At 41.9% G+C, this 23950-nt stretch carries 23 protein-coding genes; 6 read left to right on the forward strand and 17 right to left on the reverse strand.

Annotation, left to right across the window (positions count from 1 at the left end; translation table 11 throughout):
* Positions 1 to 139: 139 nt before the first annotated feature.
* Positions 140 to 2479, reverse strand: coding sequence for a heavy metal translocating P-type ATPase (locus tag ACZ43M_RS16580; RefSeq protein ID WP_464503649.1), 2340 nt, complete (start codon positions 2477 to 2479; stop codon positions 140 to 142).
* A 44-nt stretch (positions 2480 to 2523) separates the two neighbouring features.
* Positions 2524 to 2733 (reverse strand): copper ion binding protein, encoded by a 210-nt coding sequence (locus ACZ43M_RS16585; protein ID WP_464503650.1) that lies wholly within the window; start codon positions 2731 to 2733, stop codon positions 2524 to 2526.
* Between the two features lie 290 nt (positions 2734 to 3023).
* Between ACZ43M_RS16585 and ACZ43M_RS16590 the strand changes: the two genes are divergently transcribed.
* Positions 3024 to 3254 (forward strand): glutaredoxin family protein, encoded by a 231-nt coding sequence (locus tag ACZ43M_RS16590; RefSeq protein WP_464503651.1) that lies wholly within the window; start codon positions 3024 to 3026, stop codon positions 3252 to 3254.
* Between the two features lie 121 nt (positions 3255 to 3375).
* On the opposite strand, the gene ACZ43M_RS16595 is transcribed toward ACZ43M_RS16590, so the two are convergent.
* On the reverse strand, positions 3376 to 4851 hold the full coding sequence (locus ACZ43M_RS16595; protein WP_464503652.1) for a PAS domain-containing sensor histidine kinase: 1476 nt from the start codon (positions 4849 to 4851) through the stop codon (positions 3376 to 3378).
* A gap of 372 nt (positions 4852 to 5223) precedes the next feature.
* Here ACZ43M_RS16595 and ACZ43M_RS16600 point away from each other — a divergent pair, with 372 nt between their 5' ends.
* Positions 5224 to 6465 carry an MFS transporter gene (locus ACZ43M_RS16600; RefSeq protein ID WP_464503653.1) on the forward strand — a complete coding sequence of 414 codons (1242 nt, stop codon included), beginning with the start codon at positions 5224 to 5226 and terminating at the stop codon, positions 6463 to 6465.
* A 74-nt stretch (positions 6466 to 6539) separates the two neighbouring features.
* Here the strand turns inward: ACZ43M_RS16600 and ACZ43M_RS16605 are convergent, their stop codons facing one another.
* The 4 genes from ACZ43M_RS16605 to ACZ43M_RS16620 form a co-directional block, all read right to left on the reverse strand.
* Positions 6540 to 7754 carry an MFS transporter gene (locus ACZ43M_RS16605; RefSeq protein WP_464503654.1) on the reverse strand — a complete coding sequence of 405 codons (1215 nt, stop codon included), beginning with the start codon at positions 7752 to 7754 and terminating at the stop codon, positions 6540 to 6542.
* Positions 7755 to 7817: 63 nt separating this feature from the next.
* Positions 7818 to 8396 (reverse strand): DUF2087 domain-containing protein, encoded by a 579-nt coding sequence (locus ACZ43M_RS16610; RefSeq protein WP_464503655.1) that lies wholly within the window; start codon positions 8394 to 8396, stop codon positions 7818 to 7820.
* Positions 8397 to 9022: 626 nt separating this feature from the next.
* On the reverse strand, positions 9023 to 9370 hold the full coding sequence (locus tag ACZ43M_RS16615) for a hypothetical protein (RefSeq protein ID WP_464503656.1): 348 nt from the start codon (positions 9368 to 9370) through the stop codon (positions 9023 to 9025).
* 233 nt (positions 9371 to 9603) lie between these two features.
* Positions 9604 to 10680, reverse strand: a complete 1077-nt coding sequence (locus ACZ43M_RS16620; protein ID WP_464503657.1) for a PrsW family intramembrane metalloprotease — start codon at positions 10678 to 10680, stop codon at positions 9604 to 9606.
* A gap of 182 nt (positions 10681 to 10862) precedes the next feature.
* Between ACZ43M_RS16620 and ACZ43M_RS16625 the strand changes: the two genes are divergently transcribed.
* On the forward strand, positions 10863 to 11693 hold the full coding sequence (locus ACZ43M_RS16625) for a hypothetical protein (RefSeq protein ID WP_464503658.1): 831 nt from the start codon (positions 10863 to 10865) through the stop codon (positions 11691 to 11693).
* A 51-nt stretch (positions 11694 to 11744) separates the two neighbouring features.
* Here ACZ43M_RS16625 and ACZ43M_RS16630 read toward each other — a convergent pair whose 3' ends face one another.
* The 5 genes from ACZ43M_RS16630 to ACZ43M_RS16650 all read right to left on the reverse strand — a co-directional run bounded on the left by ACZ43M_RS16630 (position 11745) and on the right by ACZ43M_RS16650 (position 16455).
* Positions 11745 to 12158 carry a DUF3147 family protein gene (locus ACZ43M_RS16630; RefSeq protein WP_464503659.1) on the reverse strand — a complete coding sequence of 138 codons (414 nt, stop codon included), beginning with the start codon at positions 12156 to 12158 and terminating at the stop codon, positions 11745 to 11747.
* 15 nt (positions 12159 to 12173) lie between these two features.
* The gene (locus ACZ43M_RS16635; protein ID WP_464503660.1) at positions 12174 to 12533 is read right to left on the reverse strand and encodes a DUF3147 family protein; all 360 of its coding nucleotides are present in this window, start codon (positions 12531 to 12533) and stop codon (positions 12174 to 12176) included.
* A gap of 398 nt (positions 12534 to 12931) precedes the next feature.
* Positions 12932 to 13822, reverse strand: coding sequence for a phosphotransferase enzyme family protein (locus ACZ43M_RS16640; protein WP_464503661.1), 891 nt, complete (start codon positions 13820 to 13822; stop codon positions 12932 to 12934).
* A complete protein-coding gene (locus ACZ43M_RS16645; RefSeq protein WP_464503662.1) occupies positions 13819 to 14340 on the reverse strand; it encodes a GNAT family N-acetyltransferase in 522 nt (173 codons plus the stop codon). Before ACZ43M_RS16645 ends, ACZ43M_RS16640 begins: the two co-directional genes overlap by 4 nt.
* 18 nt (positions 14341 to 14358) lie before the next feature.
* Positions 14359 to 16455 (reverse strand): ATP-dependent helicase, encoded by a 2097-nt coding sequence (locus ACZ43M_RS16650; RefSeq protein ID WP_464503663.1) that lies wholly within the window; start codon positions 16453 to 16455, stop codon positions 14359 to 14361.
* Between the two features lie 154 nt (positions 16456 to 16609).
* On the opposite strand from ACZ43M_RS16650, the gene ACZ43M_RS16655 reads away from it, so the two are divergent.
* Positions 16610 to 17944, forward strand: a complete 1335-nt coding sequence (locus ACZ43M_RS16655) for a glycosyltransferase family 2 protein (RefSeq protein ID WP_464503664.1) — start codon at positions 16610 to 16612, stop codon at positions 17942 to 17944.
* 13 nt (positions 17945 to 17957) lie between these two features.
* Positions 17958 to 18644: a glycosyltransferase family 2 protein gene (locus tag ACZ43M_RS16660; RefSeq protein WP_464503665.1), complete on the forward strand. Its 687-nt coding sequence runs from the start codon at positions 17958 to 17960 to the stop codon at positions 18642 to 18644.
* A 69-nt stretch (positions 18645 to 18713) separates the two neighbouring features.
* Here ACZ43M_RS16660 and ACZ43M_RS16665 read toward each other — a convergent pair whose 3' ends face one another.
* Positions 18714 to 19706 carry an NADPH:quinone oxidoreductase family protein gene (locus tag ACZ43M_RS16665; RefSeq protein WP_464503666.1) on the reverse strand — a complete coding sequence of 331 codons (993 nt, stop codon included), beginning with the start codon at positions 19704 to 19706 and terminating at the stop codon, positions 18714 to 18716.
* A gap of 116 nt (positions 19707 to 19822) precedes the next feature.
* Here ACZ43M_RS16665 and ACZ43M_RS16670 point away from each other — a divergent pair, with 116 nt between their 5' ends.
* Positions 19823 to 20287 carry a low molecular weight protein-tyrosine-phosphatase gene (locus ACZ43M_RS16670; protein ID WP_464508042.1) on the forward strand — a complete coding sequence of 155 codons (465 nt, stop codon included), beginning with the start codon at positions 19823 to 19825 and terminating at the stop codon, positions 20285 to 20287.
* A 53-nt stretch (positions 20288 to 20340) separates the two neighbouring features.
* Here the strand turns inward: ACZ43M_RS16670 and ACZ43M_RS16675 are convergent, their stop codons facing one another.
* From ACZ43M_RS16675 to ACZ43M_RS16690, 4 genes are all read right to left on the reverse strand, one after another.
* Positions 20341 to 20583, reverse strand: a complete 243-nt coding sequence (locus ACZ43M_RS16675; protein ID WP_464503667.1) for a hypothetical protein — start codon at positions 20581 to 20583, stop codon at positions 20341 to 20343.
* Between the two features lie 177 nt (positions 20584 to 20760).
* Entirely contained in the window at positions 20761 to 21066 is a 306-nt protein-coding gene (locus ACZ43M_RS16680) for a BC1872 family protein (protein ID WP_464503668.1), read from the reverse strand.
* Between the two features lie 442 nt (positions 21067 to 21508).
* Entirely contained in the window at positions 21509 to 22861 is a 1353-nt protein-coding gene (locus ACZ43M_RS16685; RefSeq protein WP_464503669.1) for a M20/M25/M40 family metallo-hydrolase, read from the reverse strand.
* Between the two features lie 71 nt (positions 22862 to 22932).
* On the reverse strand, positions 22933 to 23946 hold the full coding sequence (locus tag ACZ43M_RS16690) for a tetratricopeptide repeat protein (RefSeq protein WP_464503670.1): 1014 nt from the start codon (positions 23944 to 23946) through the stop codon (positions 22933 to 22935).
* Positions 23947 to 23950: the final 4 nt, after the last annotated feature.

The following is a 23950-nucleotide window of genomic DNA, read 5'->3' on the forward strand; positions in this document are numbered from 1 at the left end:
ATGGAAATACCAAGGGCTATTTGGCATGCCTTCTTTTTGTCCCCGTCGCCCTTGATAAAGGAATCTCAAACCATTGGCGTGTTTGTCAAGAGCGGTTGCGGGGCCGACGCACCCAATATGTGGAAAGGAGCCTAACCCCTTAAGGAGTTTTCATAGAACTTTTGACACTACCCAGGACCACTAGTGACAACAAGGCCGGCAGCAGCCATCTTTTTGGGTTTGGCTCGACACCAGCATCCGAGGCATTAACCTGTATATGTTGCAGTCTGAGTGCATTTAACACAACCGAGACAGAACTGAAGGCCATGGCGGCACCCGCCAGCCACGGGGCAAGAAAGCCCAATGCTGCCACAGGAATCCCCAGGGTATTGTAGGCAAATGCCCAAAACAAATTTTGCTTAATGTTTTGCATCGTCTTTTTGCTCATCCCAATGGCATCAGCAATGCTGTTCAAATCCCCGCGCATTAAAGTAATATCGGCTGCTTCCATCGCAACATCTGTTCCCGTGCCAATCGCCATACCAATATCGGAAACCGCCAACGCAGGCGCATCATTAATGCCGTCTCCGACCATGGCGACAATCTTCCCCTGCTCCTGAAGCTTTTTGACTTGGTCCGCTTTCCCTTCAGGCAGCACTTCCGCCAGAACCTGGTCGATCCCCGCCTGTTGAGCAATTGCCAGGGCAACTTGTTGATTGTCCCCGGTTATCATGATCACTTCCATACCCATCTCTTTCAAGCGTTGGACCGCTACTTTGGATGAGGCTTTAATCGTATCTGCAACCGCAACAATCCCAGCATAAGCTCCATCGATCGCGACCAACATCGCTGTCTTTCCGTTACGTTCCAAGTTCTCCATTTGGGTTTCAGCCTTCTCAAAGGGTACGCCGTATTGCCCAAGAAACCTGCGAGTACCAACTAATACTTCTCTTCCTTCAACAGTTGCCTTAACACCATACCCTGGTATCGCTTCAAAATCGGTGCACTCTTTTATAGAAATCGCTTTTTCCTGAATCCCCTGCACAATGGCTTGGGCCAATGGATGTTCTGATTGTTTCTCTGCCGCGCCAACCAACGCTAAAAATTCCGCTTCAGTAAAGTTTCCATTTGCGAGGATATCGGTCAATACAGGCTTGCCATTTGTAATCGTTCCAGTTTTATCCAATACAATTGTGGTTAGACCGCTAGTTCTTTCCAAATGTTCGCCGCCTTTAAATAGGATCCCGAATTCGGCGGCACGTCCTGACCCTGCCATAATCGAAGTGGGTGTCGCCAGTCCCAATGAACACGGGCAGGCAATGACGAGGACGGCTATTAATTTTTCCAGTGAACCGGAGAAGTCCCCTGGAGTAACCCAGAAATACCAAACAAGAAATGTTAACAGTGCAATTCCTACTACAATTGGTACGAAAATCCCGGAAATTTTGTCCGCCAATCTTTGGATTGGCGCCTTTGAGCCCTGGGCCGCTTCGACAATTTTGATGATTTGCGCTAATGCCGTGTCTTTGCCCACTTTGGTGGCCACGACCTTGATAAAACCATTTTTATTGATGGTGGCACCAATGACCATGTCACCAATTGATTTATCAACCGGAACACTTTCGCCGGTCAACATCGATTCATCCAATGATGTTCTTCCTTCGATAATTTCACCATCCACCGGCACTTTTTCACCGGGTTTGATTAACAGGATATCTCCAACGACGACTTCTTCAAGGGGAATCTCCAGTTCCTGACCATTCCGTTCGACAACAGCCAGCTTCGATTGAAGGCTCATCAATTTTTTGATGGCTTCCGAGGTCCGTCCTTTTGCGCTTGCTTCAAAAATCTTTCCTAATAGAATCAGCGTTATTAAAATGGCACTAGTTTCGAAATAGACCTCTAGCATCATCGCGCTTGTTCCGTAAGAGTTATATAAAACGTACAGACTATAAAAAAAGGCGGCGGATGTCCCGAGCGCCACAAGGACATCCATATTCGCGCTGCCGCTTCTTATTGCTTTGAAGGCACCCCTATAAAACTGCAGCCCGATGAATAATTGAACAGGTGAAGCCAAGGCTAACCCTACCCAGGGATTCATAAAGAAGGCTTGGATTCCCAAGGTGTCGGGTACCTTGGCCATGTCCGCCAACATCACGAGTGCCATCGGGAAAGACAGCAGCATCGCAAACAGAAATCTCCCCTTTTGCACCTGCAGCTCCAATTCGCGGGGATCCTCGTTTTCTTGGCCTGCTGCTTCTTTTTGCTCTGCCCCATAGCCCAGGTGTTCAACCTTTTGAATCAGATCCTGCACTTGCACCATGGAAGGATGATACTCCACTGTGGCTGTTTCCAACGCGAGATTCACAACCGCCATGGCTACCCCATCCACCTTATTAAGGCCTTTTTCAATTCTTGCCGAGCAGGCCGCACACGTCATACCGGTAATCAAGAAATCCACTTGTTCCGTAGTTTGCGAGTTTGTATCTTTTATGCTCATAGTATTGTTCCTTTCTATATGCATTTATCAGAAAGGCACCGGGCCTAAATTGCAACAATATATCCTTTCCTTTCAATCCGGTCTTTTATCAGCGTCAGCGGCACTTGATCCGGGTTAAAGGTGACTTTTACATTTGCTTCCTTTAAATCCACTTTTACCTTCTTTACTCCAGCAAGCTTTCCAACACTACCTTTGATTGCCATCACACAATGCAGGCAAGACATTCCTTTAACAGCTAACGTTACCTCTACCATTTCTCATCGCTCCTTGGTTTTTCAAATTATTTACATTTTTATTGTATAAAAAGTGCTAAACCTCCAAACCGCAATGTTCTTGAATACCTCCACAGGAATTTGTTGTTCCCCTGCAAGGTTTTTTTCGGCGAAAACCTATGTTCCAGAATGGAGTAAGCAACTAAATATTCTTATCATCAATAGGGAATAACAAGGTTGTAAGTAATTTTTGTAAATCACAAGTTTTATTAATTGACAACTTCACCAACAAATTATACCCTTAAGGGTATAAAAATAAGGAGGTATGGAAAATGAACGATATTACTGTCTACACTACTAATACTTGACCGTACTGCACAATGATGAAACAATTCCTTGAGTCTCAAGGATTAACCTACAAAGAAGTAAATGTGCAGTTAGATCAAAAGGCAGCCCAGAAATTAGTCCAGGAAACTGGCCAGATGGGTGTACCACAGACAAAGGTAAATGGCCATTGGGTTCTTGGCTTTGATCCCGAAACACTAATGCAGCATGTAAAATAGGAAAAAAGCTTGTAGAGGAAGTCTATACTTTTTCTACAAGCTTTTTTAAATTAACACATTATTCAATTCAATAAAAAATGAGTGTCAAATTGGTTTCAATTTGACACCCATTTAACATTTTTCAAAAAGGTTGGGCCTTTGGACCAAGTGGGATTAACATCGTAACGGACAGCCCCTTGCCCGGCTCTGACTGGAATTCAATTTGTCCGTTCAGGCTTCGGATTCGCTCCCGCATACCGGAAAGCCCCATACTTGAAAAGGAAGGTGTCAGCTTCTCGGCTGCAAACCCCTTGCCGTCATCTCTATAGTGGAGATGAACATGTTCCTCCTCTTTTCTCATATGTAAATGAAGATTGGCAGCCTGAGAGTGTTTCACAGCATTGTTAAGTAGCTCCTGGACAACACGATAAATGCCGATCGTTTCCTCTTCACTTAATAAAAGTGCTTCAATATTGTCACTGGTGAATTTGATTTTGAAAGTGGAAGAGAGCTGGGTATAATCAAACAGATTTTCCAATGCACTGATGAGCCCCGCTTCCCTTAATAGCGGCGGACGCAGTTCATTACAGGTCATTCTGATTTGATGAATGGTGTCGAGCAGTCCCTGGACAATCCCCTTTAACTGCTGGTCTACTTCATTTTCAAACCGATATTCATTTAAAATACCTTCGAGATTCCGATATAACGCCATTTGATCCTGGAGGACCGTATCATGCAAATCACTGGATAATTCCATTCTCTGCTTTTCCGATAGATTAAACATTAACCGTAGAATCCACTGTGGTTTCTCTGTTTTTTGAAGGGCTGTTTCCAGCTGGCTCATCAAGCTTTCGATGACAATTAAACTTTCAAAAACCATAATCGTGTAGTAAACCATTGTCTCCAGCCAAATGGAGTCCATCGATTCCTTCAACGGTGAAGACTTCATATTGAGAATATAAGCCAGTTCTTTCCGGTCGCCTATTAATATAGTAATCTGCCCGTTTTTGTTATGCATTTTTCCGACCGTCAAATTGGAATAATCCGACTTTCCTTCCACAACCTGTGATTCCCGATTGTAGACAATGATTTGCGGCTCAGCATCTGGGATTAAACTGTTTAGCTCGGTAATCAGTCTAGTCTCGAGTTCTGACATCTTCATAATTTTGGACAGGTCTTGCGAATAGTTTTTTAAGCTATTTTGCAATTCCTGATAACGGTTCTTTCTCCGCTTAAGCTCGGCTTCCATGCTCTTTCTTATGGTAACATCCCTAATTGACACTACCACAAGTTTGTCTGGATGGTTTTGAACAGGCATAACGCGAGATTCAAAATATCTTAATTCCCCATTTTTATGTACCACCCGATATTCATCCACTTTGGGTACACCTGTGAGGACTGCTTCCCTATGCGAAGCTATTAACCGCTCCCTGTCATCTGGAAAAAGGGGATTGAAGGCATTTTTTCCAACGAATTCTTCTGGATGATATCCCATTATGACTTCCAAAGAAGGTGTCGCAAACCTTACAATTTGATGTTGGTCAACAATCAAAAGGATATCCAATGTATGCTTCGAAATAGTTTCAAATTCCCAGTTATTTTGGCTTGCTTTCTCCAATATCCCACCGCCTATGGATAAATTTACCTATTAATTCCATTTTACATGATGATCCGAAATGTGACTAGTTAGAAATTCGGAAGCAGGAGAATGTTCTCGGCTTCTTCATCTGTTTCAACCTAATTCAACTATACCGTTAAATTCGTGTACCTCCACGCAAAAATCTTGCGGGATCCTGCTATTCGATACTGCATGAATTACCGGGATTATTGCGGTGTTATTGCTGAACGTTTGCGGTTTTGACTCCCCCAATTTGGCGTAAGATGAGTCCATAGCAAACAAATCCGGTGTGAGGGAGTTGATGAAACCACATCTAGAAAGATTCGCTTAAAGCAAATTTATTACAAAAAAAATTCGAAAGGTGTTGTTTATATGAATAATCAACCATCTATGAAATCGTTGTTTTCCAATCGTTATGTTCAATCCATTTTATTATCAGGGCTGTTTTTACAGCTGGGAATTTGGGTTCGAAACTTTGCCATCTTAATGTTTGTAATAGCGCAAACCAATAAAGATCCGTTCGCCATCTCGATGATTTCGGTGGCGGAATTCGCCCCTATCTTCTTATTTTCCTTCATCGGCGGAACGTTCGCCGACCGCTGGAGACCAAAAAGGACGATGGTTTTATGTGACTTGTTAAGCGCTCTTTCCGTGTTTGTCGTACTCTTGGCCCTTGCATTTGGCGGCTGGAAAGCCATTTTCTTCGCCACACTTGTTTCCTCTGTGCTGTCCCAGTTTTCACAGCCATCCGGGATGAAATTGTTTAAGCTTCATGTTCCGGAATCGTTGATAGGCATGGGGATGTCCATGAACCAGACGATTCAATCTCTCTTCACTGTATTGGGACCGATCATCGGAACACTGATTTACTTCCAATTCGGGATTTATGTTTCCATCGCCATCATGGGAACTTGTTTCCTTCTATCTGCTCTTGTCCTGGCGTTCTTGCCTGCTGATCAAAAGGTAGAAACTGTTTCAACATCCAATGTGTCTCAAGAAATGAAAATGGGCTTGCGTTACGTGTTTTCTAATAAGCTTTTTCTCTACATGGGTGGATTTTTCTTGGCTGCCGGGATGGGTCTTGGTCTTATTAATCCACTAGGTATCTTTTTGGTCACCGATAATTTAGGATTATCTGCACAAGACCTGCAATGGTTTACCGCTTTAAATGGTGTAGGGATGATCCTTGGCGGTGTCGGGGCCATGGCTCTCTCTCAAAAGGTGAAACCGCAAACGATGCTCCTGGTTGGATTTATTGGCAGTGCCTTGGCCGTTGCCGTAATGGGTAATGTGAAACTGGTAGCAGTGGCCCTCATAGCTCAGTTCATCTCCGGAGTCATGGGTCCGCCCATTCATATCGCTTGTAATACCTTAATTTTGACAAACGCTGAGGAATCATATGTAGGAAGAGTCAACGGAATCTTAAATCCGCTATTTATCGGTGGAATGGTGCTGAACATGAGCCTCGTGGGGATCCTAAAAGAGCAGTTCCCGCTTGGCATGCTGTATATGATGGCATCCAGTTTGTTCATTATAAGTGCAATCGCCATGCTGCCAATGCAAAAAATGAAACAAGGCAAACAGGTGAAAGTAGTACAAATGCAGCATCATTAATAAATTTGGAAGCAGAGGCCGGTTCTCTGCTTCCTTTTCTTTTAAAGCAAAGAACCGGTCCCTGCTGCTTTGCTTCAAGCTGTCACTCTTTGCCGAAACCGTTTGGTGGAAAGGACGGCAATGAGGATGATGGCGATTAGCATGTAGCCAATTCCTCCCAGCAAGCCCAAGGACCGCGGTGTGAGATAATCCAAGGCGATTCCCGATAAGAGCATGGATACACCCAATAACGGGTTTGTGATAGCTTCCAATAATCCAAACATGGTACCTTGGTGTTCCTCAGGAATTTCCTTCATAAGCACTGTATCAAAACAAGCATTGCCAATTCCGGACATGAGGGCGGCACCGCAAAATAGGAAAAACGCGGCGGCAACAAAATGGGTTTGGCTTATGAATACGTGAAAGGTACCTTCGAGCATGAGGCAGATTAGCCCAATTCCTAAAATATTTTTTCGCAGCCGGTTGACTACTAAAAAGCTTAATGCCAAACCAATTCCTAGGGCACCATAGAACAGCCCGACGCCGACATCACCCAAGTTATACTCCTTCACTGCATATACACTAATCAGGACATTATCAATTCCATTGAGGGAAGCCGCCACAATAGAGCATAAAAGAAGAATTTGCACTGAAACAGACATGTAGATGACTTTTTTGAAGGTTGGCAGCAGCTTCTCCTTTTGAATCTCTTGTTCTTCTTTTGGTGATTGTTGCTGGACAGGGAACCTAATTGTTGAAATAAGCGCAGCTGCCCCCAAGAACGAGGCGGCATTCACCCAAAACGTCCATTGGGCCCCAAACAGGAAAGCTACTACTCCTCCTGAAAACGCCCCTACGATTAACATGATTCCAATTAATACTTGTTCCAGACTGTTCACTTTCAATAAATGGTCTTTGTTTACCAGCTGAGGAATCGCAGATTTTCTAACTGGCCCATAGATGGCCTCCCCTGCCGCCAATATAAAGGTGGTCACGTAGACAATCCAAATATCCTCTTTACTTTGAACCAGGAGAAGGGCTAAGGCAAAAATGATGCGGATGAGATCGGTTGCAACCATAATTGTTTTTTTAGAAAAACGGTCTGCCAATCTCCCGCCAATTGGTGCGAATATCATAAACGGCAGCAGCCGAATCGCCAACGTCATCCCCACCGCCAGCCCTGACCCTGTTATTTCCAATAGCATTGCTAGTACGGCAACCGAACTGAAGCGGTCCCCAATCCCATTTACCACTCCCGCCAGAAATAATTTCCGGTAGTTTCTTTCTTGTTTGATAAAAGAAGTGCTCATCCCCTCTACCTACTTTCGCATTCGTCTAATTTAACATTCATCTAATTAGTATTGTAAAAAAATTTATTTCAACCACCAAAGCTCAATCGGGTTTAATTCATATTGGTTATTTTCCCGGTACATAAATTGGCACATAATCAGCTCACGCCGTAATGTCGCATAGTCATCAAAGTACTGCTTCAAATGTTCATTGATGTCTTTTTCCGGATACACTATCCCCACTTGCAGCCCCTTAATCATATGCTCAAGCACGACCAGCTTTTTCTTTCTCTGGGCCGGGTAGTTTTTCAGCTTCCCTTCTTTTGTGAAGAAATTTTTAATAATGGACTCCCGTTCTTCTGCTGTTACCGCCATTTCCATCTCGTCTCCTCCTCCACTTCCGATGTTTAAAATCGCCTTCGCACCCATCTCTAATGTTTTTGTGTTGAGCGAAAAATAAATCGTGTTCTTATCGCGCCGCTCTCTAATTAGTCCCACGTCCCTCAGCTTGGCAATATGGTGGGTAATCGTTGGCGGCTTGAGGCCTAATTTCCCGGCAATCGCCTGACCATGAAGCGGGCCCTGCTTCAGCAAGCCGATAATGCGAATTCGCGTGAGGTCCCCTAGTGCTTTATGAAATTCAACCATTTTGTTTAATTGCATTTTGCAATTCACCTACTTTTATATTTATCTAATTAGATGATATTCGAATTTGGTGTTTTGCGCAAGTGGAAATTGATAAATTTTCCAAAAAAATCATCGAATTTGAGGGACCATGAACTGAATATTTAAATTGAACTTTTCTACAACTTTGGACAGACACTTATTGGCTCGTGACCATTAATATTTGAAAAAGGGAAGCGTTCTGCTGCGCTCCCCCCTTTTATCAAATGTGAAATGGATTCCTACACTTCATATAATCTTAAGCTGGAACCCCTAATAAAGACTTTAACCATGAAAGCCTATGGTGCAGGGAGAGCCGAACATTAATGAACATTAATAATAATGTTGAGATGAAGCTTAACAGTATATTCAACGTATATCCCTCCACATTTGAATTTAGTGTTATTCCTTAACACTATTTTTATTTTTCTCTTAACAAAGAAAGTTATGATTGAATTTCACATGGTTGAGAATTTTATCATCTTACCATTTTTTAATTCTCCAAATCGCAAGTACAAAATGAAGAAAATAAATGAAAATGAATACCTTTTGTATTTACGTCAAATGGATTACTAAAAAAGACCATAGGAAAAGCAGAGGAAAATTAATTCCCCTGCTTTTTTCCTTTACCAAACGGCAATCTGATTTTCAATCCGCAGCATCGCGGCCTCAAAGCCGTTGCTATCTTCCTTTTTCAAGGAAACCTCTAACCGGTCTTCATTTTCGAAGGTTATCGTAATTTTCTGGCCTTTGATGATCTCGAAGCGTTTTACTTGAAGGTTAATGAACGAACATAGGGCATCGCGATATCCAGAAGTCCCCATGGCAAAATATGTACCGCCCACAATGGCGACTGGTAATGAATACGTGGTCAAGGTTCCGGTATTTTCTTCCCCTTCAAAATAGAATTGAATATAGTCTCGAATGAATATAACCGAACAAACCTCTGCGTGTTCCAAGGTTTCAATGAGCATGATTTGCACCTCCGTTTTTCCTGTTTCATAAAAAAAGAATGGCTGTCTTGAATGATTTTTGCTTAAATGGTGGTAAAGCGAAGTTCACAATTCGGGGAGGCAAATAAGGGTACCGTTCCTACTGCCAACACTAGATTATTTACTATTAAGAATACCACTTTAGATGGATTTTTGAATAGGCAAATTATGAAAGGATTTTGTCTGTTTTCATACAAAAAAATGACGTGCGCCTTTCACACGTCATTTCGAAGAGATAATTGGTCTTTTTTCTCAATAATTTCTTTCAGTCCTGCTCGAATGAACCAGAAGGCGATCCCCCACGAAATCACCATCAAAATAATTTGCCCATATGGCGACATGCCATCAATCGGGGTGTCCCATAATGCATGCATGGCCACCACACCAATAAAGGTAAGAAGAAATGACGGTTTTACCAACATGGATAGTTCAAATTTGTTATTGCCCTGCGCTTTACAGAAAGCAGCTCCTGTCAAAGCAGCCCAGGCGACATGCCCGCCGGGGGCTAAGAAGCTGCGCCAGAGAATCGTGAAATAAAGGTTTGGAAAACTCCCCGTTAGAAGCCCTCTTAACGCATACCCGGCCGTTTCAAATGCCGCGAAACCTGCACCTACTGCCGCCCCAACCAAAAGCCCGTTTAAAATGTACTTATACTTTCGGTTACTGACGAAATATATCACGATGGCCGTCTTAGCAAATTCTTCGATAATGCCAATGGTAATCGGATTGATATTATTTTTTAGAACATTAAAGAATACCAGAGCCACCAGCATCGAGAGAATCCCCCCGATTAGCACCACATATAGCACAAGGTAAATGGCTATGTTTTGCGGCGCATTCATTTCCCAGAAGAAAATGAGTGTCGTAAACGGGACTGTAAAGGCTCCAATGATAATTAGTCCAGGGATAAAGTTAAAATTTTGAAACACGCTTACCCCAACATGCATTCCTGCAAAAGCAATCAATCCAATGATGAAAATTCTTGCAAACAGCCAAGGTTTTGGCCATGTTTCCTTTACTTCTTCCAGTTTAGGTGTGGTAATGGCTGTGCCCACAATAAACAGCCGTTCTGCTTCAAGTTCACTATGGTCACGAAACACTCTGGAAAAAATATTTTGCATTTTGGGCTCTACCGAGCGATTCATTTTCGGTATCGTGTCTACGTATGTAGCAAATTCATAAAACAAACTGTTCGGGTCTACATTCCCATCATCCTTGGAAAATTTGGTGCCGCAGCTTATACAGAACCTTACCCCTTCCGGATTGGTGTAAACACATTCCGGACATTCCATGTGCAATCCCCCTTGCTGAAAAATTTCCCTTGCCTTCATTATGTCCTTTCATGTAGGGAAACATCCCATATTGGCCATGCGTACGGGTAGTCCACATTTCACCATTGCTATTCTATGAATGGCTTTGTTCATATTGACATAGGCTAGCACTATATAGAAAGTGAACGGTGACTGGTATGAAAATGAAGAGAATTCGTAACAGCAAAAACTCTATACCCTTCTTAATATTGGCATCCATCCATATTGTAATGTTCATGATTACTTTAAGCCGGAGGAACAAGAAGGATGTTTGGATCTTATTTTTAACCAATACGGGCTTGGCCTATTTATTTGAGTATTTCACCCTCAATTTGTTTCATGGGTATCGATACAAGCCTGGCATCATGAAAAAGCGTTTTTTTGATGCCATCTTGGGAGCCGTTCTATCCCAAGGATTTTATGTTCCCGTTACAGCAACATTTTTAACGTTCTTTCGAAAGAACTGGGTATGGAAGGTCAGTATTAGCCTTATGTATTTTTATATTGAGCAGTTATTTAAGTACTTGGGGATTTATAAAGTTTATTGGTGGAAATCCATCTATACTCCTGTGTTACTAAATGTCTATTTCTTTATTAGCGATAGTCTGAAAAAGGCGCTTGATGCTCGTAAAAGCTGGGCACTGAAGATGGCTCATTATTGGTCGATTGATGTTGTTTGGGTTACACTGATGTTTGTTTTTGCGAAATTCCGTCTCATCCGATTCGGGCGCGGGCGCTATCATTCTTGGACTGAGCATTTTAATATTGCACCATTATACAGCTTATTTTTATCTTTTATTGCAATGCTTACATCCTCAAAGTCAGGCTGGTATTATCGATTCCTTCTGTTGTTTAGCCATATTTTTATTGATTTTGTGCTAACAAAAACGGGAATTCTAAAAATTGCTGTAAAGTCACTTTTTAAACTTATTCCTCGATATGGATTGATGCCTTTTGTTTCGCGGTATTTTTATAAGATTATTTTCAATAAATAAAACACCAGGCCTTTCCCCATTAGCGGAAGAGCCTGGTGCTTCGTTATAAACCTATTTGTGTTGCCTTAAACGGGAATCTGCCAATGCCATCTTGCCGCTAAAGGGCTTGATTTTAATAGGAGCAAGACGCTCCTTCAAAGTTGAAACCAATACAGAGCTGACGAGCCAGAAAAGCAAACCAACTAACATACTTAAGCCCCAGTTATGGCTCCATTTTAAGAATAAATAAACAGTCGCGGCACAAATAATCCCGCCAATCATGCCATAAACTGAACCGTTGGCAATTTTCGCAGCATTCTTAGTACCCGATTTAACACCTGTCATTAGCACTGCGGTGATCATCACGGCCGGAAATGCCGCGAAGATGCCGCCTAGGATTTCCCAAGGTGAAACAACGATTATTAAATAGCTGGCCATTACAGCTGCCCCGCCTAGTAGAAAACGTAACAATAAATCTTTATTCATGATGAACAACCTTTCTTAGTAGGAAGTAATCGCAACAACGACCATCGAGACGACAAACCAGCACCCTAGCACTTGCATGAGTCCCTTTTTCAAACCATATTTTTTTAAAAGGAAACCGGCGATAATCGCCACGAGAATATTGATGCCCATTCCCACCATTGCCCCTTTTGAGAGTGTAATGGATTGAGAAACAAGGTCCTCGCCCTTAAGGTCTAGTCCCGCCGTTAATAGCGCTGCCAAAAAAACTGCAGGAAATGCGGCAAAAATTCCGCCTGCCTTCTCCCCTAACTTTCTAGCGACAATCGTGGATGCCACAACTGCCAATCCCCCTAAAACAAATCGAATAAGTAATGCACTAATTGAAAGTTCCCCCATCTTAACCACCTTTTGTTTTGTGTATCTGGATGACTTGTCCAAACTCTACTTTGTGAATATTTTCACATAACTTGTTTACATATTCATTGTACTCCTTTTTTCCCGCAGCACCTGTGAACATTCTTTTAACGTTTTTGAAGCGTTTTCTTGGTTATCGCAAAAATAAAAGGCACCAACCGAATCTGGTCAGTACCTTGGAGTGAATTTAAATTAACTGCAGTTCCCGTTTTTTCGTCTTTTATCATCAATCGACAGTGCGTGTTTGGTACTATTCGTACCCGTTCACAAAATACTCGATATTCTCTAGTTCCTCTTCGTTTAATTTTTTATTGTTGCATGATTATTGCTTTCTTACGGACAGTTTCGCTTCAAATTTTCATTCATTTTGTCCGAAGCCACTAAATAAATTCCGAAAAATCACCAATACCAGCATAAACTGTTTCTTTTTTAATCCGCTCTTCCAAGTCCCGCAAGGTATACTTCTGCCAATCTTCTAAGCTATTCATATCCCATTTCCGCATGAATAAGGAATACAAAAAGATCTCCCGCAGTTTTAAGAAAATCGGAATTTGTTCCACCGTATCAGGATGAAGCAAATTTTCCTCCATATACCCATCGAAAAAATGACGTAAAAACGTACTACAAAACGCTTCACCATCACCATTGAAAGAGTCATGCTGCCAATACGCATGATAGAAACAAACCGCTATATCCTGGGCAAACCAATTATACGAACATTCATCAAAGTCAATGACAGTTATACTAGCTTCGTCCCGGATGATCAGGTTACCTTGATGAAAGTCATTATGAATAAGTCCAAAATTATCCGGAGTAATTTTAAATGCATACAGCCGCTCCATCAACAAGTCATACTTCTCCAAGAGCCAAGTACTTAATTTACCTCTAAGTTGAAAAACGTCAGGATTCTCCTCCGTCCACTGAGGGCGATGAACCTCCTCCAAATAAAAATCCTTTGATAAGGCATGCATTTTTCCAGCAATTTTTCCCATTTGCTGGAACATCCCCACATTCCAATGGGCTGAGTTCGTCACATCAATTGCCTTTCCATTAATATACTCAAAAGAGGTTCTTACCCGTCCACCTTCGCTTTCAATTATCATAGCAGGTTTGGGTACAGGCACTCCCTTACTATATAAATGCTGCATCCATTGCAGCTCCTGCCCAACCATCTCTTTTGTTTTCTTAGTTTCAGAGATTCTAATTACCTTGTTTGATCCCTCATCGTAAAAAACCTCGTTGTGAAATCCACCGTTCAACCTTATTTTCATTTATGTCCCCCAGAATTTAAATAAAAGTATACCAAGTTATCTCTTAACTCTTTATCCCGCTTAAAACCTAGCTTGCTCATTAAGTTTAATGATTTTTCATTTTCGGGTTCGACCGTCGCATCAATGGTCGTTAACCCCATTTGTGAAAAACCAAACCTAATCACTTCAGTAATGGCTTCGGTCATGTACCCTTTGCCCCAGTATGTCCTCGACAAATCAAATCCAATCTCAGCGATGAACTCCCCATCCTTTTTTCTCAAGTAATGAAAACCGATGGTCCCCGCAAATTGATTTTCACTTTTTTCAAAAATCCCCCATCTGCAGCCGGCATCATCTATATGATATTGAATAATTTCCTCTGCTTCACTCAAATCCTTACAAGGCTCAATATCCATAAATCTTGTCACTTCCGAATCAGCAAAATGCTTCATTACTTTAGCGGCGTCATCCAGCGTTAACACCCGAAGATGCAGTCTCTCCGTTTCAAGCACCGGATACACGAATGTATGATTGGTCACGGCACAACACCTCTCTCTCTAACTCTTTCTATCCTTATGAGACCATTTTTCACTTTGTTTTTGCAACGACTGTTCAATCTCCATCGCCAAACTGCTCATAGTCTTTTGCCAGCCTTTTTCTGTGTCCCTAACTTCCACTACGCTCCCGGAGTGGGGGCGTGCTTTCTTTCCTCCACCTTTTTTAGCAGGTGGCGACTTTTTAGCAGGAGGAGCAATAATATTTCGTACGGCATCCACAAATTGCGATACCTCCACTGCACTCCCGAACCGTTCTCGATATGTTAACAGCTCCAAGTGAAGTTCAGCCCTGGTCATTCCCACATAAAACAACCGGACCGATTCTTCTAACAGCCCTGGGTTTCCCTCATCATATTGATTAACATCATCATGCGAAGGAATAATCCCCTGAATAAGGTCAATCATATAGACTCTCTTAAACTCCATTCCCTTGGAGCTGTGAAAGGTAGACAGCGTGACCACATTTTGATTTTTGTTGTTTTTAGCAGCATTCATCAAAGCTTGTAGATGGTTTAGTCTCTCTGCAAACTCCTCCATCGTAGCCAGCGGCTCGGCGATGACCTCCAGGGTGGAAAGAATGCCCAACAGAGCATCTTCGTTAAACCCCAATTCCTCGGACATTTTGATCAGAGTGTCTTCATAGCCTAATCCATAGCGGATGGTCCGGACTGCATTTAGCGGTGAACTCCCTCTCATATTTTGAAAAATTTGCTGATACTCCCGGATCCGTTCAACCTGATAATCCTTTACATTCGATACCAGCAGCAATTGCTGGAACACAGAATTCTTCGCAAAGTTTCGAGTAAGTTCCGCCACTTGTTCCTTCGATAAATAAAGATTCAACCTTTTATAGATTTCCATAAAAACGGACAACTTTCGGTCATTGAACGACAAGCGCATGAAGTTCAAGATGTCCTTTACTACCCAATGGGAAAAGAATCGGATGTTATGGTCTTTGATATAAAAGGGGATACCGGCACGGTCAAACTCATCGATGATAACAATCGCTGAAGAATTGTTCCGAAATAATACCGCTGCCTCGTCAAAGTCCTCAAGCTGTCCTATCTCCTTCACCAAATATTTGGCCTGATCTTTATAATCAGCAAGATTTTTCATGACAATTGGTTTGTGGGGCGGATTTTCTGTAAACATATTTTTCTCATAGCGGTTCTTGTTTTGCTTGATAAATTGATTTGCCACCTCGACAATATCCTTTGACGACCGGTAGTTTTGCTCCATTTTTAAAATAACGGCATCTGGATAAACCTTACTGAAATCCAGCAAATACTGCGGATCAGCCCCGCGCCAGCTGTAGATGCTTTGGTCATCGTCACCAACGACATACAAATTTTGATGATGCCTCACCAATTTTTCCACAATCAGATGCTGTACCAGTGACGTATCCTGGCTTTCATCGGTGAGGATGTAATCGAATCGCTGCTGATATTTCCTTAACAGCACAAGGTCCCTCTCCAGCGCATGATTGGCAATCGTTAACATGTCATCAAAATCAACCAGCAGCTTTTCACTACCATTTTTCTTATACTGGTCATATTCTTGAAGGATTCTTTTCGCGTTAGGGACGTCACAGTTCACCTTCTTCCAGTCTTCTACAGGAAGTAATTTATTTTTTATCAACGTAATGTAGGTGGAAAGCTCGTCCAATTGGTCCTCGGTAATTTTTTCTTCATTTATTTTTTGAAAAATTTCTCTTAAAATCGATTTCTTTCTCGGTTCTTCCATGACCTCATGGCGAAACCCTTTTTTCAACAAATACTCACTAGCTATTTTATTTGCTAAGCTATGAATCGTAGAAAAATCTACAGATTGCTTGTTTTGGCCAGGAAAAAATCGGGCAAACCGCTCCTCCATTTCAGCCGCCGCCGCCACACTAAAGGTCACCGCTTTGATGCGGGCAGGGTTTATGCCCTTCTCCTCTATTAAATAGCCAATTCGCATAATAGTGGTCGTCGTTTTCCCTGAACCCGGAGAAGCCAGCAGCAGCAACGGCCCTTCGGTATGAAGCACGGCCTGTTGCTGAACCTCATTCAGCGAAACCCCGATTTCCCGCTCTTTTCTCACGAAAAAATCTTCCATACGAATACTCCCTAGTGATTTGTTAGTTCTATTATACAAAAATAGTCCGATATTTTCCTTTTATAGAACAAACACCCAATAAAAAATTTAAAAAACAGTCTACAAAAGTCTAGTCATGATGGGAATTCTTCACGTATTGTATTAGGAGCTTGAATTGGACAAGTTTAAGAAAGTTAAACGCGAAAGAGGTGAAGCCATGTCAACAAGACGTAGATTTAATGGAGAGCCTATTAAAAATTTCAATAGACGCAGCTTTTACGGTGCAAAAAAGATATCATCTCCCCTACCCGCTAGACAAAACGATACCAACGTCTCATTAATTACGCCACAAAACATTGAGGTCAGTATTATAATGCCTTCCTATAATCGATATCCGTTAAATTTATTTTCTCTCTATTCACTTGAAAATCAAACCTTCGATCCCTCAAAAATGGAAGTTATCTTCATCGATGACGCCTCAACAGATGAAACACAAAATGAATTAAGAAACTACCGGCCTGTCTATCATTTTAAATACATGAGAAGTGAGCAAAATTTAGGAAGAGCAAAGGTTCGAAATTTAGGCATCAAATCAGCCAGAGGCAGAATCCTCATCTTTTTGGATGCAGAAATGATTTGTGAACCGGATTTTGTAGAAAATCATTATCAATATCATCAGACCTCTCAGAATGCAATCATAACAGGAGTTATGCATATGAAAAGAATCATTTCCTGTTCTTTTCCAGAAACAAGCAACGATCGTCTTACTAGCCAGGCAAAAAGGGGAAGTAAGAAATCTACTACCCTTTTAGAAAAAAATAAACCGTCTCTACTTCTAACGAAAGCGGATATCACTAATCAAACCTATAAAGATTCCGCTGTTAAAACAGACTCCTGGTTTAATACCATTACACAAAACTTTGATGAAGAATTAAAAGGTTTCCAGTTTCCTTGGATGGCCTTTTTAACAGGGAATGTTTCAATAACAAAGGATTTAATTGAACAAGCAGGGATGTTTGATGAGGAGTTTGTAAAGTTTGGCTATGAGGATTGGGAATTGGGTTATCGTTTATATAAAATGGGGGCTCAATTTTTTATCAAGGATAATTTGGTAACCTATCATCAGGAGCACCCTATTGGTGAAAGCAAATGGAAAGAAGCAATGGAAAACTTCTATCTTTTTATATCCAAGCATCGTGATGTCGACGTATTAATCCTAGGACTGGAAATTGCGAGATTCACTGATTTATTAAGTTTGAACAAAATTGTTAAAGAATATAAACAACTTATGAAAAACGAAGAGTTTAAATACTTCCAAGAAAAATTTATTAGCATCCTTGAAGCAATTGCCCTATTACTACGGATTGACGTTAGGCATTTCAATGTTTTAGGGGCTATGGGATATGGTTCAAGTCAAAAATCGGAGCTTGAAAAAGGTATCAACTTAATTAAAAAGCAGAAAGATTATCCAAATTTAAGTAAATTATTGAGCAAGATACTTAACTCGTAAAGGGGGGGAAGAGGTGGTTTCAGTCATTACTTGTACGATTAGAGAAGATTTTATTGAAAATGTGTTCCGAAATTTTTTACAGCAAAATTTGGTTAATAAAGAACTAATTATTATATTAAATAAGGATTCTATGAACATCGATAAATGGATCAACAAGGCAGAAAACTTTTCCAATATTAGCGTATTTCAGCTTCACGAAAAAGCAACACTCGGCGACTGCTTGAACTTTGGTATACTTAAATCAAAATATGATATTATTGCAAAATTTGATGATGATGACTATTATGGACCAAACTATCTAACAAACGCCATGAATGCCTTTAAAAATGACCAATTATCGATTGCTGGAAAAAGTTCACTCTATATCTACTTTAAAAACAATAAGGCGCTGGTCCTTGTTCCGGGGGAAGAGAATTCTTTTACCGAATCAGTCGCAGGGGCAACCTTAGTGTTTAGAAAGGAAATATTTAATAAAGTACCATTTGAAAAAGTAAATCGCGCGGAGGATTACTTTTTTATTGATCAAGCTAAAAAATCCGGTTATTCTATTTTTGCCCTTGACCATAAAGATTTCGCTGTCATCCGGCACAATGCTGAGAATCATACTTGGAAGGTATCTGACGAGGAATTAATGGGCTGGGGCAATGTGGTTGCTTACACAGACGACTTCGAATCGGTTATTACAAAAGAGAATGTGTAAGAACATAAAAAGGAAGCATCCTATTTCTTTCGAATGTGGATACTTCCTTTTTATTATTCAGTTTGAAGCTCACACTTTCACTAAAATTCTTCCGATTGCTTCACCCTTCAATAAGGTTGGAAGAACTCCTGGCAGTTCTTCCAGCGTAACCTCTTGTTGAATAAGTCCTTCCAAGTTGGCCGGTTTGAAGTCAGAGGAGAGTCGATCCCAAATTTTTAAACGGGTTTCCCTTGGGCAATAAACAGAATCTATGCCCAGTAAATTAACTCCCCTTAGGATGAAAGGAAAAACGGAAGTTGGAACCCTTACTCCGGCCGTTAAACCACTCACCGCTACTGATCCACCGTAGTGAATTTGGCTAAGAAGCGCTGCGAGTGGTTCGCCCCCAACAGGATCTACCGCTGCCGCCCATTTTTGTTTTCCGAGGGCTCTTATTTTTCCGTCATAAACTTCTTCACGTGGAACTATCGTCAGTGCACCAAGTTTCTTCAAAAATTCCTCTTGCGAATGTTTCCCCGTGCTTGCCACTACTTGGTAACCTAATCTGGAAAGGATGGCAACTGCAAAGCTCCCCACACCGCCGGTTGCACCGGTAACCAGGACACTTCCTTTTTCCGGTGTGACACCATTTTCCTCAAGGCGCTGAACCGACAATGCTGCCGTAAAACCTGCTGTTCCAATTACCATTGCTTCCTTTAATGTAAGGCCTTTTGGAAGCGGAACAACCCACTGTGCAGGAATTCGCGCATATTCACTATACCCGCCGAAATGAGAAACTCCAATCTCATAACTCGTTGCAATGACCTCATCCCCTTCTTTAAACTGGGGGTCTTCTGAGGAAACCACCACACCAGCCAAGTCAATGCCAGGGATCATCGGGTAGGATTTTACCACATTGCCCTCAGGAATCGAGGCAAGGCTGTCCTTATAATTGACGCTTGAGTATTGAACGCGGATTACCACCTCACCCACTGGCAGATCACTTAGCGACAATTCTTGTAATTTTACTGTGAAGTCATTTTCCTGCTTATTGACTACCAATGCTTTAAAAGCTTCCGTCATTTCTTTTGCTCCTTTCTGTAATGGGATTCTCCCATTTTGCTTTACTAATTTGTCTTTTTCAACGATGATATTACTAGCTTAACTTTTCTATGCTACTTTTTAAAGGAGTTCGTATGATGATAAAAGTTTTATTTGTCTGCCTCGGCAATATCTGCCGCTCGCCAATGGCCGAAGCAGTATTTCGAGACTTGGTGAGTAAAGAAAATTTGAAAGGCAAAATAGACGTTGATTCTGCCGCCACCAGCTCATGGCATATAGGGTCCCCGCCTCACAAGGGAACACTTGCGATTTTAAAAAAATACAACATTTCGGCAGAAGGACTTACGGGCCGCCAGTTAAAAAAGGAAGACTTTGAGAAGTTCGACTACATCATTGGGATGGACGAGAGCAACACGGAGAACATCGCGGACATCGTTGGTCAGCCTAAGCATCCAAAGATCATGCGGCTCCTCGACTTAACAGCACATAAACAGGATGTGCCGGACCCTTACTATACAGGTAATTTTGATGAAACCTATGACCTTGTTACGACAGGGTGTAAGGCACTGCTTGAAAAAATTCGGGTTGAACACCAGCTATAAAAAATAGAACCAGGCACTTTTCGGATTTCGATTAGTGCCTGGCTTGCTTGTTTTTAAGCGTATCTAATCCCGGCGAGCTTGATATTGCTTTTGTCACCAGACCCACAAGGGGTCACAGCATAAGTCATGCCACATTTCGGGCAGTTCATAATAACCGTTTCCAGCGTAAACCGCTCCCCGCACTCACAATCAATTTCATGTGCCACAGTCGGCGCAAAGTGTTCCTTCCCCTTACTCTTAACATGATCCACAACAGCCTGGCCATCTAACAATCTCGATGAACATCCACAACTCATTTGCAAAACCCTCCATGAAAAATAGTCTTTGTACAACAAGCGTAGCACACAAACTAGAGTACAAACCCTCGCAAAAAGAAACAGATTGTGAATTTTTCACTTGGTGTCAGGCACCATGCTGACTTCGCACTGTAGAGTTTACATAATAAAATTATTTATAAAAATACAGTTTCAGCTCTACAACCATTCTTCCGGGACTGAGCTATTGTCGGCAATGGCATAAGCTGCATTTGTAATCGCCTCAGCTAACGTATCCCCTGTTTCACAAACGTCATTAAAGCATGCTTCAGAAACACCATCACTTTTATAGGTAAAGCCCAACTCTTTTAATTTCTCAACGATAAGGTTGGCATGATCAAGGTTGTGCTCTGGTTGAAACTCCGTTACAGGTATGAATCTATCATTTTCAAAATCGTACCAGCGGTCCCATCTATTTAATTTCCACCCAAATATCCTTCGTGCAATAACTTCAATTTTGTCCATTGGCTTTGACTCCTCATAAAATAATATTTTCTATTTTACCATTTTCCAAGCCTCCTACTATAGTCTTATGAAGTTATTTTATTGACAAAAGTTAATTGGCGCAGTCTTCTCTCGTTTTTCCGACCTCCTCTACGCCAATGAACCCTATTGGAGCAGTCGATCCCGGTTTTTTCGACCTCCACTGCGCCAATGACGCCTATTGGCGCAGTCAACCCCGGTTTTTTCGACCTTCACTGCGCCAAGGGACCTTATTGAAGCAGTCGACCCCGGTTTTTTCGACCTTCACTACGCTAATGACACCTATTGGCGCAGTCATCCTCGATTTTTTCCGACCTCCACTACACCAATGACGCCTATTGACGCAGTCAACCCCGGTTTTTTCGACCTCCACTACGCCAATGACGCCTATTGGCGCAGTCGACCACAGTTTTTTCGTCCTCCACTACGCCAATGAGCCATATTGGCGTAGTGTCCTCCGCAAACATCTTGTATCACCCAGTACTTCCTGAATCAGCCTAACCGTGTTATAGCAAGCTTCAATATTCAAAGTCTCTGAATCTGTATGCTCATTCATGTAACCGGCAGATAGATTCACACTTTGAATGCCATATGCGGCCCAAATTCTTGTGTCACTGCTCCCCCCGGCCGTCATCTTCCAGCACCCCAGACCAATCCGTTCCGCTGCTTTTTCAAAAAGCTCCCCATAACCTTCACGGCAAAATGGCTCAAACCCGCCGCAGGATGTAACGATGTCACCTGTACCACGCCGGTCCACAACAATTGCACCATCAACTCCCCACAAAAACGTTTCATCAACGCTTCTTGCTCCGACTAACCCGCACTCTTCCTCTACGGTAAAAATGAATTTTATCGTACCGTTGAAGTCCGAAAACTGGAATCGCCTGGCCAATTCCAACAGTACTGCCACCCCCGCCCGGTCATCAGCACCCAAGATACCTTTGTCACTGGACCAAATTGAGCCATTTTTTACAATCGTTCTGCCCTCTACAATCCGCTCCACCGTGTCTATGTGTGCATTCAACAAGATTGTCGGCCCTGCTCCGGTCCCAAACTTCTTTTGCGCCAAAATATTCCCCGCTTGATCAATCGTCTTAAAATCTACGCCCCCCTCCAATTGTTCCATTACAAATTGCCGAATGCTCTCCTCGTTGCCGCTCTCTCCTGGAATCGATAAGAGCTGTTCCAGCATTTCGAAAAAAAATTGCTTCCTAATAAATTCCGCACCACGTTCAAGCCATTCTTTTTCAATATGCGATAGCTTTTCCGCCACATCCAAAAGTAACGGTCTTGATATGTTCATCCTAAATTCACGACGACGAGAACGGATTCTTGGTACACCTGCTGCATGAAGCACGTCAATCACCATTTCCATGTCCGTTCCATTCATAAAACCCAAGAGTGGATTGCGTTCCCCATGCCCGTCACAACTCATATTTGTATGGAAACCAAGACGATTCAACTGCCGGACAACGCCAGAAATATACGTATCTAGTTCCTTAACCTTTGGCTGATCTTCTCCAGGTCTAACCCATAACCCTTCCCCGCGGCCTCTGTACTTAAAGTCGACACAATCAAGCCAACGCTCTTCAGAAACCACCGGGCTTGTTATAGATAATAATCCTCCTTCATAGCTGAAAGTGACCTGGAGTTTTTCCAGACTTTCCAGCAAAAATGCGACATTTCCCTCTCGTTCTTTTAAACAAACAAACTCATTCGGGCGAATCTCCTCGACAATAAACCCCTGACGTACAAATAATTGATTCCAGCTTTTCATGTGACCATCTCCCTTTCCCTTGATGCTCACATTATATAAAAAAGGCGATGACACCCCTGTCATCGCCCTAGTTATAAGAATTGTATTTCGTCGTCTACCCTGTACATAATCTTAAATGGAAAGGCCCCGTTATAATAATAGGCCGTTTCACCATTATACCTTTTACTATGAATAATCGGCGGAAAGCCATAATCCCGCATTTTATTTCTAAATCGATTTACGTTTTGAACATACGAATTTTCTTCAACCTCACTGAAAAAAGAAGTTCTTGTAGCCGGTCGATCCTCTGAACTTTTTAAAAGAAAATGCCTAAGCATCATCCCTTGATTATAGGAAAGTGTAATCTCCTTATCCTCAAAAACCAGAAGAATGTCCCGGTCATTAAAATATAACAATAGTGTTTGGAATGGAGTTGTGTTTATCAGATTTTCGCAATCTGCTTTCGAGCAAGTGGTTTTATCCGCACGATCCACCTGATAAAAAGCATGCCGCTGCAAATATTGTTCATTTACCAATATATTCTCAATTAAATGCGAGAATTCCTGTTTTGGAAACTCCGCGTCCTGAAGTTGATTCATTTTTTCATAGGTTCTATTGGCAATATGCAACGCACTGTTTGTTAAAAACAAGTGGGCATTCAATTGCTGCTGCCCGTTCATGTTGTAGGCATGATTGTTGTAGTATTGGTGATTGTCCAATGCCTTCTGGAAAAATTGAATTGCTTTAGCATACTCCTTAAATTTGTAGGACAAAAATCCAAGCCGATAAGGAGCAATTGGATTGGTCCGATCATATTTCAACACTTCTTCCAAGCAGCGGGCAGCAAGATAATCATCCTTCTGATATTCTGTTTTTAAGTAGGTGCCATAATGAATCAGGTTAAACACCAGCTTCTTTTTCACATATTCCAATGAATGTTGATATTCCTTATTCCGTCCCCGGACAAGCTGATCCAGCCTCCGGTACATTTCCTTATAGATATCGATTTTCATAGAATAGTTGGCAAAACCGCTTTCGGCTTCTTGATCATTTAGCTCTGCTTCCAAGTCCTCCAGCTCCTCAAGCGTTTTGTCTCTTAAACTCAAGTTG

The organism is Neobacillus sp. B24 (genome assembly GCF_055381825.1).

Bases quoted from the DNA above. Each gene is read 5' to 3' on its own strand.
- ACZ43M_RS16580 (WP_464503649.1), bottom strand. From the start codon at position 2,479: ATGAGCATAAAAGATACAAACTCGCAAACTACGGAACAAGTGGATTTC.
- ACZ43M_RS16585 (WP_464503650.1), bottom strand. From the start codon at position 2,733: ATGGTAGAGGTAACGTTAGCTGTTAAAGGAATGTCTTGCCTGCATTGT.
- ACZ43M_RS16600 (WP_464503653.1), top strand. From the start codon at position 5,224: ATGAATAATCAACCATCTATGAAATCGTTGTTTTCCAATCGTTATGTT.
- ACZ43M_RS16605 (WP_464503654.1), bottom strand. From the start codon at position 7,754: ATGAGCACTTCTTTTATCAAACAAGAAAGAAACTACCGGAAATTATTT.
- ACZ43M_RS16610 (WP_464503655.1), bottom strand. From the start codon at position 8,396: ATGCAATTAAACAAAATGGTTGAATTTCATAAAGCACTAGGGGACCTC.
- ACZ43M_RS16615 (WP_464503656.1), bottom strand. From the start codon at position 9,370: ATGCTCATTGAAACCTTGGAACACGCAGAGGTTTGTTCGGTTATATTC.
- ACZ43M_RS16620 (WP_464503657.1), bottom strand. From the start codon at position 10,680: ATGGAATGTCCGGAATGTGTTTACACCAATCCGGAAGGGGTAAGGTTC.
- ACZ43M_RS16625 (WP_464503658.1), top strand. From the start codon at position 10,863: ATGAAGAGAATTCGTAACAGCAAAAACTCTATACCCTTCTTAATATTG.
- ACZ43M_RS16630 (WP_464503659.1), bottom strand. From the start codon at position 12,158: ATGAATAAAGATTTATTGTTACGTTTTCTACTAGGCGGGGCAGCTGTA.
- ACZ43M_RS16635 (WP_464503660.1), bottom strand. From the start codon at position 12,533: ATGGGGGAACTTTCAATTAGTGCATTACTTATTCGATTTGTTTTAGGG.
- ACZ43M_RS16640 (WP_464503661.1), bottom strand. From the start codon at position 13,822: ATGAAAATAAGGTTGAACGGTGGATTTCACAACGAGGTTTTTTACGAT.
- ACZ43M_RS16650 (WP_464503663.1), bottom strand. From the start codon at position 16,455: ATGGAAGATTTTTTCGTGAGAAAAGAGCGGGAAATCGGGGTTTCGCTG.
- ACZ43M_RS16665 (WP_464503666.1), bottom strand. From the start codon at position 19,706: ATGACGGAAGCTTTTAAAGCATTGGTAGTCAATAAGCAGGAAAATGAC.
- ACZ43M_RS16670 (WP_464508042.1), top strand. From the start codon at position 19,823: ATGATAAAAGTTTTATTTGTCTGCCTCGGCAATATCTGCCGCTCGCCA.
- ACZ43M_RS16675 (WP_464503667.1), bottom strand. From the start codon at position 20,583: ATGAGTTGTGGATGTTCATCGAGATTGTTAGATGGCCAGGCTGTTGTG.
- ACZ43M_RS16680 (WP_464503668.1), bottom strand. From the start codon at position 21,066: ATGGACAAAATTGAAGTTATTGCACGAAGGATATTTGGGTGGAAATTA.
- ACZ43M_RS16685 (WP_464503669.1), bottom strand. From the start codon at position 22,861: ATGAAAAGCTGGAATCAATTATTTGTACGTCAGGGGTTTATTGTCGAG.